Consider the following 20,160-nt stretch of genomic DNA (forward strand, 5'->3'; position numbering starts at 1 on the left):
GTGAGGAGGAATACCATGGACAACATCAAACTGCTGGCCGCCACCGATTTTTCCGATGATGCCCGCCAGGCGGCCTTGCGTGCGGCTGACCTTGCCGCGCAATTGGGCGCGCAGCTCGAACTGCTGCACGTGATGAGCGGCACGTCGCTGAGTTCCCTGCGCGAACTGTTCAACCTGGGCAGCGAGGCGGATGCCAGGCTGCTCGACGACGCGCGGCGCATGCTGGGCGAGCTGGCCGAGGAGGTCGCCGAAAAAACCGGCTTTGCCGCGATACCGCGCGTGCAGACCGGGCATGTGGTGAACGAGATCATTTCGGCGGCCGACCAGGCGGACATGCTGGTGCTGGGTGCGCGCGGCCTGAGTCCGCTGCGCGACGTGTTCCTCGGCACGACGGCCGAAAAGCTGCTGCACAAATGCAAACGCCCGGTGCTGGTGAGCAAGCGCCCGCCGCACGGCGCTTACCGGCGCGTCATCGTTCCGGTGGACCTGTCCCCGCATTCGGCCGCCGCGTTGCGCATGGCGGCATGGGTCGCGCCGCAGTCCTACATAACGATCATCCATGCCTTCGATGTGCCCTTCGAGGGCAAGCTCTGGCTGGCGGGAGTGGAAGACGCGGAAATACAGCATTATCGCGCGCTCGCACGGGAACGGGCGCAGGACAAGATCGAGGCGCTGATGCGGGGGCTGGGCGACTCCTCCTTGAGGTTGCACCAGATGGTCGAGCACGGCGATGCGGCCCGCGTCATCCTCGAGCAGGAGGAAGAAATGAATCCCGACCTGATCGTCATCGGCAAGCGCGGCCAGTCGATCATGGAAGAGCTGCTGCTCGGAAGTGTGGCGCGGCATGTTTTATCCAACGCCCGGTGCGACGTGCTGGTGGTGAACGAATAAATAGGCAGGAGCGAAACCTGCAACCGCGGAGAATCGACATGAAATATACAAGCTCACATAAGCTGCCTCTTCTCATCGTTATGGCTGCAATGGTCTTTCAAAGCCATGCTGCATTTGCCGGAGACGAGAATCTATCCGCAGGGCAGACTCTTTATTTGCCGGTTTATTCGTATATCTGGCATGGAGACCGGGTCGTCAATAAGCGCTATCCATTGAAGACACCGGTTTCGGTCCTGGTGAGCATTCGTAACACTAACCTCAAGACACCGATCAGGCTGAATTCCGCGCGCTATTTCGATACCGGGGGCAAGCTGCTGAAACAGCTTGTGGCTTTGCCGGTAATGATCGAACCGCTGGGCACCCATGAGTTGTTTATCGAAAAACAGGAAACGCAGGGCGGGTCCGGTGCGAATCTCATCATCCAATGGGAAGCGGAAACCGCAGTCAATCCTCCAATCGTGGAAGCCGTACATGCAGAGATAAAGGGGCATTCCACCTTCACTTTCGTCACAAAAGCGCAACCCATAAGCGGAGAAAAATAACCGCTGAAGCATTCGCCATAACTGTGTTGTGTACCTTGCATTCATTTCGCTTCGCAAACTTTTCGTCCTGACTTCCAATGTGTTCGCAATCGGAAATACGGCCTTCCCGGTATTCCGGTTTTCCCGCCGCTGCCCTAGGCTGCGACTGATCCGAAAGTGAAGGAGGCAAGATGCGCAAGATTGGTCTGCAACAATGCCTGCTTGCCGGAACGCTGGCGCTGGGCGCTTCACCCGGCATATCCGCCGGGCAGGAGCCGAGCGCCATTGAGGAGGTTTTCGGAGTTACGCCGGGCCAGCGGCGCAACCACACCAAGGACGCCTGCGCGGTATGGCGCTGGAGTGCAGGCTTCTCGATGGAAGACTGCTGCACATACGAACTGTCCAGCGGCTTGGTCACCAGCATGGTGTCGATGAACAGCCGGTAGGCCAGACCGGTCGGGATGCGCCCCGCCGAGGTGTGCGGGCTGCTGACGAGGCCGATGTCCTCGAGGTCGGCCATCACGTTGCGGATGGTCGCCGGGCTGGCATCGAGGCCGGAATACTGCTGCAAGGCGCGCGAGCCGACCGGCTGGCCTTCGACAAGCTCAGGCCGAGCGGAATACTTCAAGTTACTCGGCTAACGTGCTGCCGGCAGATGCCGGATCGTTAAAAAACTCCACCGCCACCGCCTCATCCCTGGTACGCCGCATCGGCGGCAGGCTCTGCCAGATGCGCTTGCCGTAGTGCTTGCCGATGATGCGCGGGTCGCAGATCATCAGCACGCCACGGTCGGTCTCGTCGCGGATCAGCCGCCCAGCGCCCTGCTTGAGCGTGATGATCGCGCGCGGCAACTGGTACTCCATGAAGGCGTTGCGGCCCTGCTTCTTCATCTGCTCGATGCGCGCCGCGAGCACCGGGTCGTCCGGCGGCGCGAACGGCAGCTTATCGATGATGACCAGCGACAGCGCCTCGCCGCGCACGTCCACGCCCTCCCAGAACGACTGGCTGCCGAGCAGCACCGCGTTGCCGTGCTCGCGGAAGCGCGTGAGCATCTCGTTGCGCGAGCCCTCGCCCTGTAGCATCAGCGGGTAGTCCCAGCCGCGCCGCTCGAATTCCGCCAGCAGGATTTCGTGTGCGCGCTGCATCGCGCGCAGGCTGGTGAACAGCAGGAAGGCGCGCCCCCGGCTGGCCTCGATCAGCGGCAGCGCGGCCTGCACCACTGCCTCGGTATAGCCCTCGCTGTTCGGCTCCGGCAGGTTCTGCGGCACGTATAGCAGCGCCTGCTCGCCGTAGTCGAACGGGCTATCCCAGCAGGCGGTCTTCGCCTTGAGCAGCCCCATCTCGGCTTGGTAGAGCGAGAAGTCCTTCTTCACCGCCAGCGTCGCGGAGGTGAAAATCCACGCGCGCGCGCTGCCGCCGATCTGCTTCTCGAAGATTTCCGCGATGGACAGCGGCGTGGTGTTGAGTTGCAGCGAGTGGTGGAAGACTTCCAGCCAGCGCACCTGATCCGGCTCGTCGCCTTTCTGCCATTTTGCCAGTTGTTGCGCCAGCCCCTGTGCGCGCTGCCAGCAATTCTCCAGCCCCTCGCTGCGTTCCGCCTGCTTCTCCAGCAGGCCGGAAAGCTGCGCGAGCTTCTCGCCCAGCGCCTTCAGCGCAGGCGCGAACTCCCTGAAGTTTTCCGCCGCGCTGGCGGGCAGCCGCCCTTCCTTCTTGAATACCAGCCGCAGGTCGCGCGCCGCCCTGTCCAGCTCGTCGCAGGCTTTGGGCAGCGGCGCAAAATCCTTCGCGGCGGCCGCCGTCTCGATGCGCGCATCGCTGGCGAGATCGAGCAGTTGCGAGGTGGAGAGGCTCTCGCCGAAGAACAGGCTCGCGGTCTCCGGCAACTGGTGCGCCTCGTCGAAGATAACCGTGTTGCAGGCCGGCAGCAGTTCCGCCACGCCCTCGTCGCGCAGCATCACGTCGGCGAAGAACAGGTGATGGTTCACCACCACGATGTCGGCCTTCATCGCCTCGGAGCGCGCCTTGAGCACGAAGCATTCCTTGTGCTGTGGGCATTCCTGCCCGAGGCAGTTGTCGCGTGTCGAGGTGGCATGCATCCAGATCGGCGCGTTCTCAGGTACGTCCGCCAGCCCGCTCTTGTCGCCGCTGTCCGTCACCTTGGCATAGTGCTTGATCTTGCCGAGATGGCGCACGTCCTCGCGCGTCTTGAACAGCCCGTCGGAATGCGCACGCTCCAGGTGGTAGTGGCACACATAGTTCGCGCGCCCCTTGAGCAGCGCGACCGACACCGGTGCCTTTAGGGCGTCGCGCACGGTCGGCAGGTCTTTCTGGAAGAGTTGGTCCTGCAGGTTTTTGGTGCCGGTCGAGATGATGACCTTGCCGCCGTTGAGCAGCGCGGGCACGAGGTAGGCGAAGGTCTTGCCCGTGCCGGTGCCCGCCTCGGCGACCAGGATCGCATTGTCGCGGATCGCCTCAGCCACCGCGAGCGCCATCTCGCGCTGCTGCGCGCGCGGGCGGAAGGCCGCGACTTCGGTGGCAAGCGGACTCTGTTCGGAAAAGAAACGTTCGACTTCGGCGGACACGGTAGGGAGATTAAGGGAGGTGGTTATTTGCTGGCGGCAGCGTTATAGTGCGGCGGCAATTTTACGCGAGTGAAGAGGATGGGAATACAGGATATGCAAAAATATTCAGCCACTTCCTGTTCCGTGCGGCCGAGTTCCGTAGGGTGGATAAGCGTAGCGCATCCACCAAGCTAAAAAGGATGCAACGTGAGCAATTATCGCAGGGCATATCTTCCCGGCGGCATTTACTTCTTTACCGTCGTCACCTTTAATCGCGCCCCAGTTTTTACCGATGAAAATCGCGTCGAAGCGCTAAGGCAGGCATTCCGCAAGGTGAAGGCAGCTCGTCCTTTCGAGATTGACGCGATGGTCATCATGCCCGAGCACCTGCACTGTATCTGGCGCATGCCGGAAGGCGATGCCGATTATTCTTCCCGCTGGCGCGAGATCAAGAAGGCCACTTCGCGCCAGATTAGCACCGCTACCAATGCGCGCAACGAGCGCATGGTGTGGCAGCGCAGATTCTGGGAGCATGCTATTCGTGATGAGGAGGACTGGCGCAGGCACATGGATTACATTCATTACAACCCGGTAAAACACGGCTTGGCGAGTTCCCCCGGCGAATGGGCATGGTCGTCATTCGATAATGCAGTGAGCAAGGGGTGGTATGAGCAAACGTGGGGTGATCGCGAGCCGGCAACCATTGTTGGAATGGATTGCGAATGATGATGGGGTGTGTTTATGGAATGCAAAATGGTGGATGCGCTGCGCTTATCCACCCTACGTCCGTGCTCAGGACTGGCTTGCTGCATCCTGAAACCTCCAACCCAACTTACGAGAATCGATAAATATGCAGATTTGGGTGGATGCCGATGCGTGTCCCAAGGTCATCAAGGAAATCCTGTTCCGCGCGGCGGAGCGGCGGCAGATCCAGCTGACGCTGGTGGCGAACAAGATGCTGTATTGCCCGCCGTCCAGGGTCATCCGGGCGATGCAGGTGCCGGCGGGTTTCGACGTGGCGGATAACAAGATCGCCGAGCTGGTCGAGGCGGGCGATCTGGTGATTACCGCCGATATTCCGCTGGCTGCCGAGGTGATCGCGCGGGGCGGTCATGCCCTGAATCCGCGCGGGGAATTTTACACCAGGGACACGATCCAGGAGCGGCTGACGATGCGCAACTTCATGGATGGCCTGCGCGGCAGCGGCGTGGATACGGGCGGCCCGCCGGCGCTCAGCCAGGGCGACCGCCAGGCATTCGCGAACCAGCTGGACAGGTTTCTGGCGAAACTTGCGTAGGTTTCGATTCGATCAGCGCAGCCACTGGTTCAGCAGCCACCTCGCCCACTCGGTCACTTCCGTCGCAGTCATGCCGATGGCGGCATGCTGCTGCGCCAGTGCGTCGCCCGCCGCGCCGTGCAAGTGCACCGCGAGCAGCAGCGCGTCGTCCGCGCTCATCCCCTGCGCGATGAAGGCGGCGATCATGCCGGCCAGCACGTCGCCCATGCCGGCCGCGCTCATGCCGGGGTTGCCGGTCTTGTTCATAAATAGCCTGCCATCGCACGTGGCGCACAGGCTGGAAGCGCCTTTCAGCACCACGCTGCAGCCGAATTTCTGCGCCAGTTTTTGCACCACCGCGACGCGATCCGCCTGGACTTCCCCGGTCTCGCAGCCCAGTAGGCGCGCGGTTTCGCCGGGGTGCGGAGTGAGCACGGTCGCAGCCTTGCGGCTGCACAGGTCATCCTGCAAGTCGGTATGGCGGGCGAGCAGATTCAGCGCGTCGGCGTCCAGTAAGACGGGCGATCTGGATTTCAGCGCTTCATACAGCAGTTTGTGGGCCTCATTCGAAATGCCCATGCCGCAGCCGATCACCAGCACATTGAAATTGTCTTTCACGTTTGCACCCTCTCCCGCTCGCGGGATAACCAGCGACTTGGCTGCGGTTGTATGCAGCCTAGTCGAATGGCTAGTTGTTTCACCTAGAGGGTTGGGGAGAGGGTGAAGCAAGTCGTGCGCCTTGCGCAGCATCAGTTCTGGCTGCACCGGATCGACGCTCGGGGCGTTGTCGGCCAGCAGCCCCGCATGCACGCAGCCCGCGCCCAGCTTGAGCGCGGCGCGCGCCGCGAGCAGCGCCGCACCGACCGTGCCGGCCGCGCCGCCGATCACCGCGACGTTGCCGAACATGCCCTTGTGGCTGTCCTGCGGGCGCTTCGGGAAGTTCGCCATGACCTGCTTCTGCGTGAGGATAGGGATGCGTTTGCCCATTTCCGGTCAGGTACTGAGTGTGGGGCGCATAGTATAATCCCGCCCCGAGTTTAATTTCACCGTCCTCGCCATGTTTCAAGTCTCGATCGGCACCGCCGCCTTATCCGCCTTCCGCCTCGAAAAACTGCGCGCCGCCCTGAGCGATGCCGCCCCCGGCGTCGCCCTCGCGGACACGCGCCACTGCTATTTCAGCGCACTCAATGGCCAGGCTCTGAGCCAGGCGCAAGCCAAATTGCTGGGCAGGGTGCTGGGGCTGGGCAAGGCGGCGGGCGAACCCGCCGATGCGGATAAATGCCAGCGCCTGCTGGTGGTGCCGCGCCTCGGCACGATCTCGCCCTGGTCCACCAAGGCCACCGACATCGCGCAGCATTGCGGGCTGTCCGGCATCGAACGCATCGAGCGCGGCGTGGTGTATTACCTCTCCACGAATAACGGCAAGCCGCTGGGCAAGGCCGGACTGGCCGCGGTGCTGCCGCTGCTGCATGACCGCATGACGGAGACGGTGCTGGATAGCATCGACGGCGCGGCGGAAAAAATCTTCAAACACGGCAAGCCGCAGCCGCTCGAAACGGTAAATGTCCTGAAGGGCGGGCGCAAGGCGCTGGAGAAGGCCAACTGCGAGATGGGCTTGGCGCTGTCTCCCGACGAGATTGACTACCTCGTCGAGAATTTCAGGAAGCTGGAGCGCAACCCGACCGACGTCGAGCTGATGATGTTTGCGCAGGCGAATTCCGAGCACTGCCGCCACAAGATTTTCAATGCCGACTGGGTGATCAACGGCGAGGCGCAGGACATGTCGCTGTTCGGCATGATCCGCAACACCCACAAGGTCAGCCCGCAGGGCACGGTGGTGGCCTATTCCGACAATTCCTCGGTGATTGAGGGCGCGCGCGTCGAGCGCTTCTACCCGCGTGAGGGCGGGGCTTACGCGTTCAGCGAGGAGCTGACTCACACCCTGATGAAGGTCGAGACGCACAACCACCCGACCGCCATCGCGCCGTTCGCGGGCGCGGCCACCGGCAGCGGCGGCGAGATCCGCGACGAGGGCGCGACCGGCAGCGGCTCCAAGCCCAAGGCCGGGCTGTGCGGGTTCTCGGTGTCCAACCTGAATATTCCTGGGTTTGTGCAGCCGTGGGAAAAATATAGCCCTCTCCCTAACCCTCTCCCGCAAGCGGGCGAGGGGATGATCCCCTCTCGCACTTGTGGGAGAGGGGCCGGGGGAGAGGGAGCGCAGCAATACGGCCGTCCCTCCCGCATCGTCTCTGCCCTGCAGATTATGCTCGACGGCCCCATCGGCGCGGCGGCGTTCAACAACGAGTTTGGCCGCCCGAACCTGGCCGGTTATTTCCGCACCTTCGAGGAGCAGGTCGGCGGCGAGATGCGCGGCTACCACAAGCCGATCATGCTCGCGGGTGGCGTGGGTAACATCTCCGCGATCCACACGCACAAGCACGACCTGCCAACCGGCGCGCTGGTGGTGCATCTCGGCGGCCCCGGCATGCTGATCGGCCTCGGCGGCGGCGCAGCGTCCTCGATGGACACCGGCGCGAACGCCGAGAACCTCGACTTCGACTCGGTGCAGCGCGGCAACCCCGAGATGCAGCGCCGCGCGCAGGAAGTGATCGACCGCTGCTGGCAGATGGGCGAGAACAACCCCATCCTCTCGATCCACGACGTCGGCGCGGGCGGCATGTCGAACGCGCTGCCGGAACTGGTGCACGGCGGCGGCAAGGGCGCGCGCTTCGAGCTGCGCAAGATCCCGCTGGACGAGACCGGCATGTCGCCGAAGCAGATTTGGTGCAACGAGTCGCAGGAGCGTTACGTGCTGGCAATCGCGCCGGAGCGCCTCGAAGAATTCCGCGCGCTGTGCGAACGCGAGCGCTGTCCGTTCGCGGTGGTGGGCACGGCGATCGACGCGGACCAGATTACCGTGCACGACGCCGAATTCAACAACGACCCGGTGGATATGCCGCTGTCGGTGCTGCTCGGCAAGCCGCCGAAGATGACGCGCAATGTGGCGCGCGAGACGCCGCGCCTGACATCGTTCGACAGCAACCCCATCGAATTGCGCGATGCGGTCGAGCGCGTGCTGCGCCTGCCGTCGGTCGCGAACAAGACCTTCCTCATCAGCATCGGCGACCGCACCGTGGGCGGCATGACCGCACGCGACCAGATGGTCGGCCCGTGGCAGGTGCCGGTGGCCGACGTCGCGGTCACGCTGATGGGCTTCAACACCAATCGCGGCGAGGCCTTCGCCATCGGCGAGCGCACCCCGCTCGCGCTGATCAACGCGCCCGCCTCGGGGCGCATGGCGGTCGGCGAGGCGCTCACCAACATCGCCGCCGCATCGATAGAGAAAATCGGTGACATCAAGCTCTCCGCAAACTGGATGGCGGCGGCGGGACACCACGGCGAGGACGCCGCGCTGTTCGATACCGTGCGCGCGGTCGGCATGGAGCTTTGCCCGCAGCTCGGCATCGGCATCCCGGTCGGCAAGGACTCCATGTCTATGAAGACCACCTGGACCGAAACTCCCTCTCCCTCGCAGGGAGAGGGCAGGGGAGAGGGCAGGGGAGAGGGGGTGAAAAAAGAAGTCACCGCCCCCCTCTCTCTCATCGTCTCCGCCTTCGCGCCTTGCCCCGATGCGCGCCACACGTTCACGCCGCAGCTCTCGCCCTACCTCGATACCGCGCTGCTGCTGATCGACCTCGGGCAGGGCAAGAACCGCATGGGCGGCTCAGCGCTGGCGCAGGCCTACAAGCAGGTCGGCGACGTCGCGCCGGACGTGGACGATGCGCAGGTGCTGAAGAACTTCTTCGGACTGGTGCAGAGCCTGAACGCCAAAGGCAAGCTGCTCGCCTACCACGACCGCTCCGACGGCGGCGCGTTTGTGACGCTGTGCGAGATGGCGTTCGCCTCGCACATCGGCCTCGACATCAGGCTCGACGAGCTGCATGGCGACACGCTGCGCGCGCTATTCAACGAGGAGCTTGGCGCGGTGGTGCAGGTGCGCAGCCGCGACGTGCCGCATGTCCTGCAACTGGCGCGCGATGCCGGGCTGAAGAGCGTGCAGCAGATCGCCACGCTGAACGAAACCGGCATGATCGAGATTTCACGCGGCGGCGAGAAGCTGTTCAGCGAGAGCGGTGTGAGCCTGCAGCGCATCTGGTCGGAGACGACGTACCAGATGCAGAAGCTGCGCGACAACCCGGCCTGCGCGCAACAGGAATTTGATCGCATCCTCGACGCCGCCGACCCTGGATTGCATGCGAAGCTGACTTATGACCCGAATGAAAATCCAACCCCCGTTCGCCCTGAACTTGTCGAAGGGAGAGCGGTGCTGACCCGCCCCAAAATCGCCATCCTGCGCGAGCAGGGCGTGAACGGCCAGCTCGAGATGGCCGCGGCCTTCGACCGCGCCGGCTTCGCAGCGGTGGACGTGCACATGAGCGACATCATCAGCGGCCGCGTCAAGCTGGCCGACTTCAAGGGCTTCGCTGCGTGCGGCGGCTTCTCCTACGGCGACGTGCTCGGCGCGGGCGAGGGCTGGGCGAAATCCATCCTGTTCAACCGCAGGGCGCGCGACGAGTTTGCGGCGTTCTTCGGGCGCAGCGACACCTTCGCGCTGGGCGTGTGCAACGGCTGCCAGATGATGAGCAACCTGCACGAGATCATCCCCGGCGCGGAAAACTGGGCGCACTTCTCGCGCAACCAGTCCGAGCAGTTCGAGGCGCGCTTCACGATGGTCGAAGTACAAGAATCGCCCTCGATCTTCTTCAGCGGCATGGCGGGCAGCCGCATGCCCATCGTCGTCTCGCACGGCGAGGGCTACGCCGACTTCTCCGATGCGAAGAAGCTCAGGGCCGCGCAGGACATCGTCACGCTACGCTACGTGGACAACTACGGCAACGTGACCGAGACCTACCCGCTCAACCCGAACGGCTCGCCGCAGGGCATCACCGGCCTCACCACGCCGGATGGCCGCTTCAGCATCATGATGCCGCACCCCGAACGTGTGTTCCGCGCCGTGCAGAACTCCTGGTATCCGCGCGAGTGGCAGGAGAACGGGGCTTGGTTGCGGATGTTCCAGAATGCAAGGAAGTGGGTGGGGTAGAGTAGTCGTGGTTTGAACAAAAAAGGCGATGATGATCGCCTTTTTTTGTTCAGGGGTTTCACTGGGGTAATGCGAAGCTGACCCTTTTAGTTCTTTCTTTTAGTTCTTTTAGCTCTGTTTTTATAGATAGCTAGTTGCATCAAAATAATAATCTTGAGATGTCGCTAGCCGCATTAAGGCCGCCACGATAATCGCTTCCACTTTTCGACAGTGTAAAAGTGTAACGATCATCCCCCTCAAATACGACTTTGATGTGTTTTCCATCCTCGGAAACTTCAAAGCCCATATCTTCGAGTGCCCCCCGGCACTTGGCATCCATAGTTTTGTAATCCCGTAGAAGGGCCTTTAGTCGCTCTTTTAGAGAGATGTTTTCGCCAACAGGAGGATTAGCCTCGGCTATGCTGGTCAATACGTGCTTTCGACGACTGTCATCGGGCACTCGTCCGGCTGCATCGCTCAGAGCATCGTGGACAATTGAAATTAGCTCTCCTGGATATAAATCGCGCTCTTTGCCAGTTCGCAAGGAAAGGCCAGCCTGCATGGGGTTAAGGGCTTGGTATTTTCTTATCTCAGCTTCAAGGCGATGGATTTCTTTTTCCGCATCGTCTAATTCTGCTTCTTTTGCAGTTAGTTCTCCTCCAAAAGCAGCAATATATTTGTCAATTTCCGTTGAGCCTTGCTCTTTCAGTAAGTTGTAGCTTCTCCTTGAGAGAGCTTCTCGTACGGCAGACCAAGTGCAACGAGATAGTGGTCGTCTGTTTGAGAGAGCATTGCGCACCTCTTCAATAACGGCACTTTCAATTTCATCAGAAGATTCATAACCTCGACCGAGAAAGAATGAGCGACGACCACCACCATCTGGCCAGTAGATTCCGATTGTTCCGCCGTAAACGTTTTGCGAATCTACTTCGCTCATGAGTCTTATGGAAAATGCGCGATTGGGCTCTACCATGACATGAGCCATGCCAGAAAGCGCGCTTGCAAGTTTATTTACATCAACAATATGGCCTTGCTTGTAAGTTGAACTTACATATACGAGGGGCAGTCGGTAGTTCGCTTTTCCAGAAATGCAGCGGCCAGCAAACTCAATATCATCGTTTCCGAGAATAAGTGGTGTGTCAGCAACCTGAATTTCACCATCAAGGCCACCCCCAAGACACTTAATGAGTGTTCGCACTACGACTGGTTTTTTTGGTAAGGGTAATCTTGTCGAGGGATGAAGAGATTCACAAGAGATGCGAATCCCTACCCATGAGTCTGTACTTTGCTTGGAAAAAGCTATTGAAGTGACCCACTCAAGGTTGCCGTCAACTTTTGTATAGCGCACGGCAGCAGATTCAGTATTGGAAGCGGAGGCAATTAATGATTCAATGGACTCGTTAGGCTTTCGAGCAGTCCACTCGTCAGAATTGGAAATATTTTTTAAGTCAGCTTCGGTAAAGGTTGTGTGGCGAGAACCAAGAATCCACTCACGGATGGCGTGTAAGAAGTCGATTGCACTTCGCGAAGAGCCGATAGGAAATTCTGTTGCAAAGGTTTGCATTTACCTTGCTCCAATTAAATGAATTAAACAGGTTTAATCAAGCTGCTCAGCAGCAGATTTATTTTGAAGTAAATGGTACGAGCCAGCAGCTTGCCGCAGCTGCGCAAAGAAAACCCGGTGAGACTTGCAGTCAAGCTAATGCTCCCTCTTTTGAACAAGTAAACGGCCAATGGCAATGTTCCCGTCGGTGCGGGAATCGGTTGCGCCAGCCTCCTGTTCTGGGATTCCGCCGGTTGCCCCGGGCCGATGCGTGCGGCGCGGTGTGCTTTGTGGCGAAACTGCAAGTGGGGCGCACTTTAGGGGAGTTCTCCGGCGGCTGTCAATGCCGATATGGCTAGGCGTGTGCCAAGATGCTGCGCGTTGCGATCTCGCGCGAGCTTGTGTTTGCGCGCGCTTCGAAGGTGCTGTTTTCCGCCAACTGTCTCGCTTCGATCTCGCGGCTGCCCGCCGAGGGGAATTGCAGGTAGCTGCGTACGTGTTGCGCGGCCCGTTTGGCGCATTGCAGATGTTCCGGCTTGGTGTTCCAGCCCCAGTAATCGCCGTGCCCCGCGCCGTCGTTCGGCTGCTGGTCGAGATTGCCTGGGGCGGCGAGGTCGGCCCATCTGGCGTGTCCCAGCGCGGTGGGCAGGAAGCCTTCCGCGCCGGAGGCGAGGGTCTGCCCGGCGGGGAAGGCGAACGACAGGGCGCTATCTGCGCCCGAATACAGGCTGCGCGCCCCTTCGCGCAGCACTTGGTCGTAGGACGGGCGCAGGCGGCGCGGCGGATCGCGCTGTTCCAGCATGAAGGTCGGCACGGCTCCGGCCATGAAGACGATGCGCTCGATGTGCGGCGGGGGCAGGCGGTCTTTCAGGGCCAGCAGCAATTCGCTCGCCAGGCGGCAGCCCATCGAGTGCGCCACGATGTCGATGCGCGCGCCATCGCGGGCGTGTTCAGCAAGGTAGGCGGCGAGCCGTTCGGCGGTCTGGATGGCGTGCCTGATGCTGCCCATGTAGAAAAGAAACGAGAGGATGCCCCATGCGGCATCGCCCGGCCAATACACTTCGACGAAGGTGCGCCCGATACCGTAGCGCTCGCCGCTATCCAGGTCGCGCTGGCGGGCGTGGAAACCGTCATAGGCTTTTTGCGCATCCGCCGCATCGTTGTTGTAGCCGTGGATCAGCAGCACCAGATGTTGCGCCTCTTCGAGCGCCCTCTTGTCGGAAACCTCCGGATGGGGGCTGACTTCGCCGCCGACCGGCTTTTCGCGCCAGGAGAGCCTGATGCGTTGCACTTTTGGCATGGTCAGGCTCTTGCGCGCAGGCCGCTGATGGCGGCAACCACGTCCTTGGCGAACGGTGCGAGCATGCCCGCCAGCAGCGACAGGAGCACCAGCACCAGTAAGTCGTTGGCGCTGTCGACCTTGTTGGTGCTGGCCAGCGCATAGGCGGTCAGGGTTGCGCCGGTGGCGATGGAGATAAGCTGGTTGAGCCGCGCCCAGCGGTATTGGGTGCGGTTCTGGAACATGTCGAGGCGGCGCGCGATGAGATTGCCGAGGCGCGCCCGCGCCTGCTGTGCGGCACGCCCTTCGCTTTCCTGTTTCAGCCGCTGTGCCTCGTCGGCTGCGTAGCCCTCGCTTGCCGTGCGCTTTGCGAAGTCCGCCCAGCGCCGGCTGTCATCGGGCGCGCCGCCGGTTTGCGCCAGTTTCATCTGCAAATCCTCACGGGTGAAGAATGCGTAGGCATGCGGGTAGCGGTCGGGATATTCCAGCGACAGGTTGGCCGCGGCCTGGGTCTGCCCGAGCATGCGCTCGGTCGGCTGGTCGAAAAGTACGCCGGCATTCTGTTCGCCGCCCGCGGCGAGCACGAGCACTTCCCGGAGGCAGTCCGGCTCGGGCATCCACCGCGCCAGTTCGCGCCGATGGAAGCGGCGGCGGAATGCGGTCAGCCCCTTGGCGAGTTCGATGAAGGCCATCGACAGAGTGCCGATGGCTGCCAGAAGGAGCGCGTAATCGAGGGTCTTGTTCGAAATGGCTTCGATGATGGTTGCCACAGATGCGGTGTCGGTCATGGCGGTATCTCCGTTGGGGTTGCTGGCGATCGGGAACGGTGCGCGGCATGCCTCATGGAGCTGTTTCGGCGGCGACGCCTGTGCGGCATTCTAGGCAGTCGGTTCGCCACGTACAATAGACCTGAATGCCTATGTATTTCGGCCTAGGAGTGAGAGTTGCGCCGTCCAATGAAAAAGGGGGATGCCGGCGGCATCCCCCTTTTTATCCGACCGAGTAGCGGTTACTCGATCTTGGCCTTGGTGCGCAGGTCGTCGATCGCCTTCTTGACTGACTGCTGCTGCAGGCGCTGTTGCAGTTGCGGTTTGACTTCCTCGAACGGTGGCGCCTTCAGGTCGCGCGTGTCTTCCAGTTTGACGACATGCCAGCCGAATTGCGACTGCACCGGTTCCTTGGTGTATTCGCCCTTTTTCAGGTTGAGCATCGCGTTGGCGAATTCAGGCACGAAATTGCCCGGCACCGCCCAGCCCAGTTCGCCGCCGCGTTGCGCGGAACCGGCATCCTTGGATTTTGCGGCGAGCTTCTCGAACTTGGCCTTCTTGCCGAGTTGCGCGATGATGTCCTTGGCCTCGGCTTCGGTATCCACCAAGATATGGCGGACGTTGTATTCCTTGTTGCCCAGCTTGGCTTTTAGCTTGTCGTATTCCTGCTTGAGTTGGTCGTCGCTGATCGGGTGGTTCTTGGCGTAGTCCTGCACGAAGGCGCCGGCCAGCACGGACTGCCTGGCCAGTTCGATCTGCTGCACGGTATCGGTATTCTTGTCCAGGCCGAGCTTGGCTGCTTCCTGCGCCATCAGTTCGACGTTGATCATGTCCTCGCGGATCGCCTTGCGCAGTTCCGGGCTGTCCGGCTGGCCTTGTGCGGCGGCTGCCTTGACGCGCAGGTCGATGCGCGCCTGCGGGATGGAAACGCCATTTACCATCGCAGCGGATTTCTCTTCGGCGAAGGCGGGGTTGATCGCCAGCGCGCCCAGAATGGCCAGTGCCGCAAATTTGCTTGTCTTCAGCATTGTTGAGTCCTTTTCAACGGTTGAGAATCGATAATCGGCTATGCGCCGTCGGGGCGCACAGCACGCGCCCTCTTAATTTTTGCAGCGCGGAATATATCACACAGCAGGGCGGTCAGGCGGGCAATACCTTGCGGAACGGCTGGACGCTGATTTGCCGGAATACGCCGTCGGTGGCATAGGGGTCGGCTCTCGCCCATTCCTGCGCGGCCTGCAATGACGCGAATTCGGCAACGATCAGGCTGCCGGTGTAGCCTGCCGCGCCCGGGTCGAGCGCGTCCACGGCGGGAAAGGGGCCGGCCAGCAGCAGCCGGCCTTCGTTCTGCAGCGCCTGCAGGCGCGCCAGGTGCGCCGGACGCGCCGCCATGCGCTTTTCCAGGCTGTCCGGGATGTCCTGCCCGGTGATCGCGTACCACATCAGTTACCTTCTTTCTTTTCGTCCACGTACTTCGCCAGCCACATGCTCTGTCCCAGGATGAACACCACCATCAAGGCGGTGAAGCCGAACAGCTTGAAGTTCACCCAGGTGTCGGTTGAATAATTGAACGCCACATACAGGTTGAGGAAACCCAGCACCGCAAAGAACAGGCTCCAGCTCAGGTTGAGGCGGTTCCAGACATGCAGCGGCAGGGCGATCTTTTCCTGCAGCAGCGCGCGCATCAGGTTCTTGCTGAACAGCAGGTTCGAGAACAGCAGGATGGCCGAGAACAGCCAGTACAGCACGGTGGGTTTCCACTTGATGAAGGTTTCGTCGTGCAGCAGCAGCGTGGCGCCGCCGAAAACGGCGATGATGGCGAAGCTTACCCACAGCATCACATCCACCTTGCCGTGCCGCCATTTGGTCCAGGCGATCTGTGCGACGGTCGCGGCGATGGCCACGCCGGTCGCGATATAGATATCGAACGTCTTGAAGGCGATGAAGAACAGGATGACGGGGAACAGGTCGAAGAGCAGTTTCATTATCTAAAATCCTACTTGCACCACGAAGAACAAGAAATTAAATAGCCGTTGCACGCCCGGGCTTGTCCGGCGGACAGGCTGGTTTTCTCGTAACGATATTTTGAAATCACTTCGTGTCCTTCGTGGTGAATTGGTTCAGTTGCGATCCAGCGCGAGTGCGGTGGAGTTGATGCAGAAACGCAGGCCGGTGGGCGGAGGACCGTCCGGGAACACATGCCCGAGGTGCGCACCGCATTGCTTGCAGAGCACTTCCATGCGCTTCATGTCGTGGCTGTCGTCCACGCGTGTGGTGATGTTCTCCGGCTTGTACGGCTGCGCGAAGCTCGGCCAGCCCGAGCCGGAATCGAACTTGGCCTCGGAGTCGAACAGCGCCGCGCCGCAGCATACGCAGCGGTAGATGCCGGGGTCGTGGCAGTCCCAGTACGCGCCGCTGAAGGCTGCTTCGGTACCGCACTGGCGGCATACCTCGTACTGTTCCGGGGTGAGTTCCTCGCGCCATTCGGCATCGGATTTTTCGACGGGAGCGGTCACAGCACCTCGCCGGCGTAATCAGCCAGCCGCGAGCGTTCGCCGCGCATCAGCGTGACATGGCCGCCGTGTTCCCAGCCCTTGAAGCGGTCCACCACATAGGTCAGGCCGGAGCTGCCCTCGGTGAGGTAGGGCGTGTCGATCTGCGCGATGTTGCCCATGCACACTACCTTGGTGCCGGGGCCGGCACGCGTCACCAGCGTCTTCATCTGCTTGGGCGTGAGGTTTTGCGCCTCGTCGATGATCACGTACTTGTTGAGGAAGGTGCGCCCGCGCATGAAGTTGAGAGACTTGACCTTGACGCGCGAACGGATCAGGTCGCGCGTCGCCGCACGTCCCCAGTCGCCGCCATCCTCCTCAGACTTGTTCAGCACGTCCATGTTGTCTTCCAGCGCGCCCATCCACGGCGTCATCTTTTCTTCCTCGGTGCCGGGCAGGAAGCCGATGTCCTCGCCCACCGGAACCGTCACGCGGGTGATGATGATCTCCGAATACAGCTTGGCCTCCAGCGTCTGCACCAGGCCGGCCGCGAGGGTCAGCAGGGTCTTGCCGGTGCCCGCCTGCCCGAGCAGGGTGACGAAATCGATCTCCGGGTCCATCAGCAGGTTGAGCACGAAGTTCTGCTCACGATTGCGCGCGGTGATGCCCCACACGTTGTTCTTGCTGTGCGTGTAATCGGTCAGCGTGCGCAGCAGGGCGGTCTTGTCGTCCTGCTCCAGCACCACGGCATAGAACGGCGTGCCGTTTTCCTGGTAGACGAACTGGTTGACGAACATCGCCCCGCACAGCGGGCCGCGTATCTGATAATAGGTGTGGCCTTCCTTCTGCCAGGACTTCATGTCCTTGCCGTGCCTGTCCCAGAAATCCTCCGGCAATTGCAGTACGCCGGTGTAGAGCAGGTCGGTGTCTTCGAGCACCTTGTCGTTGAAGTAGTCCTGCGCCTCCAGGCCCAGCGCGCGCGCCTTGATGCGCATGTTGATGTCCTTGGAGACCAGAATCACCGCGCGCTGCGGGTAGAGCTTCTGCATGCCGATGACCACGCCGAGGATCGCGTTGTCCGCCTTGCCCAGTTCAAGGTGCTGCGGCAGTTCATGCTTGATGAAGCTGGTTTGCAGGAACAGCCGGCCGGTGCAGTTCTTGTGCGCGGCGGATTCCAGTGCGATGCCTTCCTCTATCTTGTGCGGCGCGTCGCTGACGATCTCGTCGAGGAAGCGGCTTGCCTGGCGCGCGTTGCGCGCGACTTCGGTCATGCCTTTCTTCTTGTTGTCCAACTCCTCCAGCACGAACATCGGCAGGCAGATGTCATGTTCCTCGAAACGGAACAGGCTGGTCGGGTCATGCAGCAATACGTTGGTGTCCAGCACGAACAGCTTGGTCTCCTGCTTTGCAGTCTTGGCAGGCTTTTTACTTGGGGAGGGAGACATGAAGTTCCTTTTGGATTAAGGGGCTGATGAAAAAGTTACAAGGTGAAGGCCTGGCCGCAGGTAGCGGGCAAGGAGAAACCAAGATGTCGTTTTCTGGCATAAGGCATTTGCTCAACGTGCCGCCATTCTTGTCAAAAAACGTTGCAAAGGCAAGCATTGGGTGCCTGGTTAATCCGAGGGGTCGGCTTGTGGCCCGGTATCTGGGCAAGGCCTGCTGCAGTCCGGCGTAACGATGTATCGTACGCAATTTCGCCCACTGTGCTTGGCGCTGTAGAGGGCAGTATCCGCCGTTTCCAGAAAGCAGGTTGCATTGCAGATGGTATCCGGCTGATAAGTGGTGATGCCTACGCTGATCGTAATGTGGTCGGCAATCGCCGATTCGTCATGAGGGATATTCAGTTCGGAAACGGCAAGACGCAGCTTTTCCGCGACGATCTGGCCTCCTTCCGGTCCGGAATCGGGAAGGATGATGGCAAATTCCTCGCCGCCATAGCGCGCCACCACGTCGGTCGGTCGGTTCAGTTGCGACTTGAGCGCCTGCACGACCGAGATCAGCACCCTGTCGCCGGCAGGATGGCCGTATTTGTCGTTGTAGGGTTTGAAATAGTCCACGTCCAGCATGATGAGGGAGAGCGGAACGTTCTGCCGCAGGGCACGGCCAAATTCGGCGGCAAAGCGTTCGTCGAAAAAGCGCCGGTTGTAGGCGCCGGTCAGCGCATCCGTGATGGCCTCCTTGCTGAGCCTTTCAGTGTGCGATTTCAGGACCCGTTCGCGCTTGACGGATAAGGTGGCGTCGGCAATCTGGATCAGGCAGAGATACTTTTCTTTGCTGGTGACGATGGGGGTGATGACGATGGATTGCTGTATGCGCCCCTGTTTGTGCTGCGTGACCGGCAGGGGGTAGAGCGGCAATGGGGAGCGGTGCAGCGCATTGGAAAGGATGATTGGCAGTTTGCGCTGCAGCACGTTCTTGAGGGCGGCTTTGAAGGAGGCAGACAGTCCGTCTGGGAACAGCGATTCGAGAAAGCGGTTCAGGGCAAATTCGGCCGGAATCCCGCTGTGCAGGGCAACCCAGTCATTCCACAGCAGAATTTTGCCTTCACTGTCGACCAGGATCAGGCCGGACTTGATGCTGTCCCAGATTTTTCCCGCGATTTCTTCCCCGGCGTTTCCCGGGAAGGCAATCCCATTTTTCACTAGCGTTGGAATCATGCGTGCTCTGTTTTCAGATGTCGGCTATGAACCGGTCGATATGGGCGAGAAGCTTTTGCAGCGATGAAGAACTCAGCAGAAATACCAGGTAGCCCTGTGAATGGTGCTTTTCGATAGTCAGGTCGATGTGCAGCACCAGCACGAGCGGGTGGTCCACTTCCGAAATGATCTGTTGCAGCACCATTTCTGTTGTGCCGACGGAATAGGCCGGCAGGGAACTGTGCAGTGTGAGGTTGAGCATGTCCGCCATCGAGGAAAGGCAGGCGTTCAGTATGATATTACCCAATTCGCACATGGCTTCCTGCTCGAATTCGGCCACTTCTTCGACGCTTACTTGCGAATTCATCATGTCGTGCACGATTTCCAGTGCGCGATCTTCAGTGAATAGCAGCATGGCATCGGCATCAAACGGCCCACCGAAACTCTGTTTGACTGCGCCTAGTCGCGTGTTGCTGAGCGACAAAGCCTCCGCATTGATCTCAGAGGATTGGTAAAGCTGGATGCTTGGCACGGACAGTTTTACTTCGTCGCCGACGATTTCGCTCAGGCTGGCTGCGGCACGGCCTGCGCCGATGTTGAAAATCTCGGTCAGTGCATCGAGTTGCAGATCGGACAGCAGGCTCATGTTCGGCTTTCGAAAAAGTCGAGCGCCTGCGCCACGCTTTTTTCCGTGACCGGTTTGGCGACGAACCGCGCGCCAAGCTCGGCGGCGCGAGTCTGGTAGCTTTGCTGGATATTGGACGAAAAGACGGCAATGCGGATGCCCGGATACCTGGCAAGGATTTGCGCGGCCGCCTCGGTACCGATGATGCCAGGCATGTTAATGTCCATGGTGCAGTAATTCGGTGTGTCGCGATCTACGATCTCCAGAGCTTCATTGCCGCTGGCAGCTTCGATGATGATCCATTTCGGGTATTTGGCGAGTACGAAGGTGCGTATCATCATGCGTGATACGCGGCTGTCATCTACGATGAGCAGCGTTTTAATGCTGTTGCGGTGCGGCACACAAATTCTCCCCAAGCGAATCGTTTTTATGGGAATAATTCTAACGCAATTCAGTATTTCCTAAGCATCTTTCGATGTGAAAGCCTTT

Annotated in this window: 19 protein-coding genes; 5 read left to right on the plus strand and 14 right to left on the minus strand. The window is 60.7% G+C overall.

The window, feature by feature from the left end:
• The first annotated feature begins 15 nt into the window (after positions 1-15).
• Both ACRRNM_RS12720 and ACRRNM_RS12725 read left to right on the plus strand, forming a co-directional pair.
• Positions 16-891 carry a universal stress protein gene (locus ACRRNM_RS12720; RefSeq protein WP_435628569.1) on the plus strand — a complete coding sequence of 292 codons (876 nt, stop codon included), beginning with the start codon at positions 16-18 and terminating at the stop codon, positions 889-891.
• 38 nt (positions 892-929) lie between these two features.
• Complete coding sequence (locus tag ACRRNM_RS12725) at positions 930-1,433, plus strand: DUF3124 domain-containing protein (protein ID WP_435628570.1); 504 nt, start codon at positions 930-932, stop codon at positions 1,431-1,433.
• Here the strand turns inward: ACRRNM_RS12725 and ACRRNM_RS12730 are convergent.
• The gene (locus ACRRNM_RS12730) at positions 1,399-2,040 is read right to left on the minus strand and encodes a hypothetical protein (protein WP_435628571.1); all 642 of its coding nucleotides are present in this window, start codon (positions 2,038-2,040) and stop codon (positions 1,399-1,401) included. The genes ACRRNM_RS12725 and ACRRNM_RS12730 overlap by 35 nt on opposite strands.
• Position 2,041: 1 nt before the next feature.
• On the minus strand, positions 2,042-3,994 hold the full coding sequence (locus ACRRNM_RS12735; protein ID WP_435628572.1) for an ATP-dependent DNA helicase: 1,953 nt from the start codon (positions 3,992-3,994) through the stop codon (positions 2,042-2,044).
• Positions 3,995-4,180: 186 nt separating this feature from the next.
• Between ACRRNM_RS12735 and ACRRNM_RS12740 the strand changes: the two genes are divergently transcribed.
• Positions 4,181-4,699 (plus strand): REP-associated tyrosine transposase, encoded by a 519-nt coding sequence (locus tag ACRRNM_RS12740; RefSeq protein WP_435628573.1) that lies wholly within the window; start codon positions 4,181-4,183, stop codon positions 4,697-4,699.
• A 124-nt stretch (positions 4,700-4,823) separates the two neighbouring features.
• Entirely contained in the window at positions 4,824-5,270 is a 447-nt protein-coding gene (locus tag ACRRNM_RS12745) for a YaiI/YqxD family protein (protein ID WP_435628574.1), read from the plus strand.
• Between the two features lie 12 nt (positions 5,271-5,282).
• Here the strand turns inward: ACRRNM_RS12745 and ACRRNM_RS12750 are convergent, their stop codons facing one another.
• Positions 5,283-6,236, minus strand: coding sequence for an NAD(P)H-hydrate dehydratase (locus ACRRNM_RS12750; protein WP_435628575.1), 954 nt, complete (start codon positions 6,234-6,236; stop codon positions 5,283-5,285).
• A 70-nt stretch (positions 6,237-6,306) separates the two neighbouring features.
• On the opposite strand from ACRRNM_RS12750, the gene purL reads away from it, so the two are divergent.
• Positions 6,307-10,350 carry a phosphoribosylformylglycinamidine synthase gene (gene purL / locus ACRRNM_RS12755; protein WP_435628576.1) on the plus strand — a complete coding sequence of 1,348 codons (4,044 nt, stop codon included), beginning with the start codon at positions 6,307-6,309 and terminating at the stop codon, positions 10,348-10,350.
• Positions 10,351-10,489: 139 nt separating this feature from the next.
• On the opposite strand, the gene ACRRNM_RS12760 is transcribed toward purL, so the two are convergent.
• The 11 genes from ACRRNM_RS12760 to ACRRNM_RS12810 form a co-directional block, all read right to left on the minus strand.
• The gene (locus tag ACRRNM_RS12760; protein WP_435628577.1) at positions 10,490-11,893 is read right to left on the minus strand and encodes a hypothetical protein; all 1,404 of its coding nucleotides are present in this window, start codon (positions 11,891-11,893) and stop codon (positions 10,490-10,492) included.
• Between the two features lie 334 nt (positions 11,894-12,227).
• A complete protein-coding gene (locus ACRRNM_RS12765; RefSeq protein WP_435628578.1) occupies positions 12,228-13,172 on the minus strand; it encodes an esterase/lipase family protein in 945 nt (314 codons plus the stop codon).
• Positions 13,173-13,174: 2 nt separating this feature from the next.
• Positions 13,175-13,939, minus strand: coding sequence for a hypothetical protein (locus tag ACRRNM_RS12770; protein WP_435628579.1), 765 nt, complete (start codon positions 13,937-13,939; stop codon positions 13,175-13,177).
• Positions 13,940-14,160: 221 nt separating this feature from the next.
• A complete protein-coding gene (locus ACRRNM_RS12775; RefSeq protein ID WP_435628580.1) occupies positions 14,161-14,946 on the minus strand; it encodes a peptidylprolyl isomerase in 786 nt (261 codons plus the stop codon).
• A gap of 112 nt (positions 14,947-15,058) precedes the next feature.
• Positions 15,059-15,361 (minus strand): YciI family protein, encoded by a 303-nt coding sequence (locus ACRRNM_RS12780; RefSeq protein ID WP_435628581.1) that lies wholly within the window; start codon positions 15,359-15,361, stop codon positions 15,059-15,061.
• On the minus strand, positions 15,361-15,903 hold the full coding sequence (locus ACRRNM_RS12785; protein WP_435628582.1) for a septation protein A: 543 nt from the start codon (positions 15,901-15,903) through the stop codon (positions 15,361-15,363). Before ACRRNM_RS12785 ends, ACRRNM_RS12780 begins: the two co-directional genes overlap by 1 nt.
• 135 nt (positions 15,904-16,038) lie before the next feature.
• On the minus strand, positions 16,039-16,434 hold the full coding sequence (gene msrB, locus ACRRNM_RS12790; RefSeq protein WP_435628583.1) for a peptide-methionine (R)-S-oxide reductase MsrB: 396 nt from the start codon (positions 16,432-16,434) through the stop codon (positions 16,039-16,041).
• The gene (locus ACRRNM_RS12795) at positions 16,431-17,855 is read right to left on the minus strand and encodes a PhoH family protein (RefSeq protein ID WP_435628584.1); all 1,425 of its coding nucleotides are present in this window, start codon (positions 17,853-17,855) and stop codon (positions 16,431-16,433) included. Before ACRRNM_RS12795 ends, msrB begins: the two co-directional genes overlap by 4 nt.
• Positions 17,856-18,023: 168 nt before the next feature.
• On the minus strand, positions 18,024-19,067 hold the full coding sequence (locus tag ACRRNM_RS12800; protein WP_435628585.1) for a GGDEF domain-containing protein: 1,044 nt from the start codon (positions 19,065-19,067) through the stop codon (positions 18,024-18,026).
• A gap of 13 nt (positions 19,068-19,080) precedes the next feature.
• Complete coding sequence (locus ACRRNM_RS12805) at positions 19,081-19,692, minus strand: chemotaxis protein CheC (protein WP_435628586.1); 612 nt, start codon at positions 19,690-19,692, stop codon at positions 19,081-19,083.
• On the minus strand, positions 19,689-20,072 hold the full coding sequence (locus ACRRNM_RS12810) for a response regulator transcription factor (RefSeq protein WP_435628587.1): 384 nt from the start codon (positions 20,070-20,072) through the stop codon (positions 19,689-19,691). The genes ACRRNM_RS12805 and ACRRNM_RS12810 overlap by 4 nt, the downstream gene beginning before the upstream one ends.
• Positions 20,073-20,160: the final 88 nt, after the last annotated feature.

Source organism: Ferrigenium straubiae (genome assembly GCF_051257895.1).
Taxonomy (GTDB): Bacteria; Pseudomonadota; Gammaproteobacteria; order Burkholderiales; family Gallionellaceae; genus Gallionella; species Gallionella straubiae.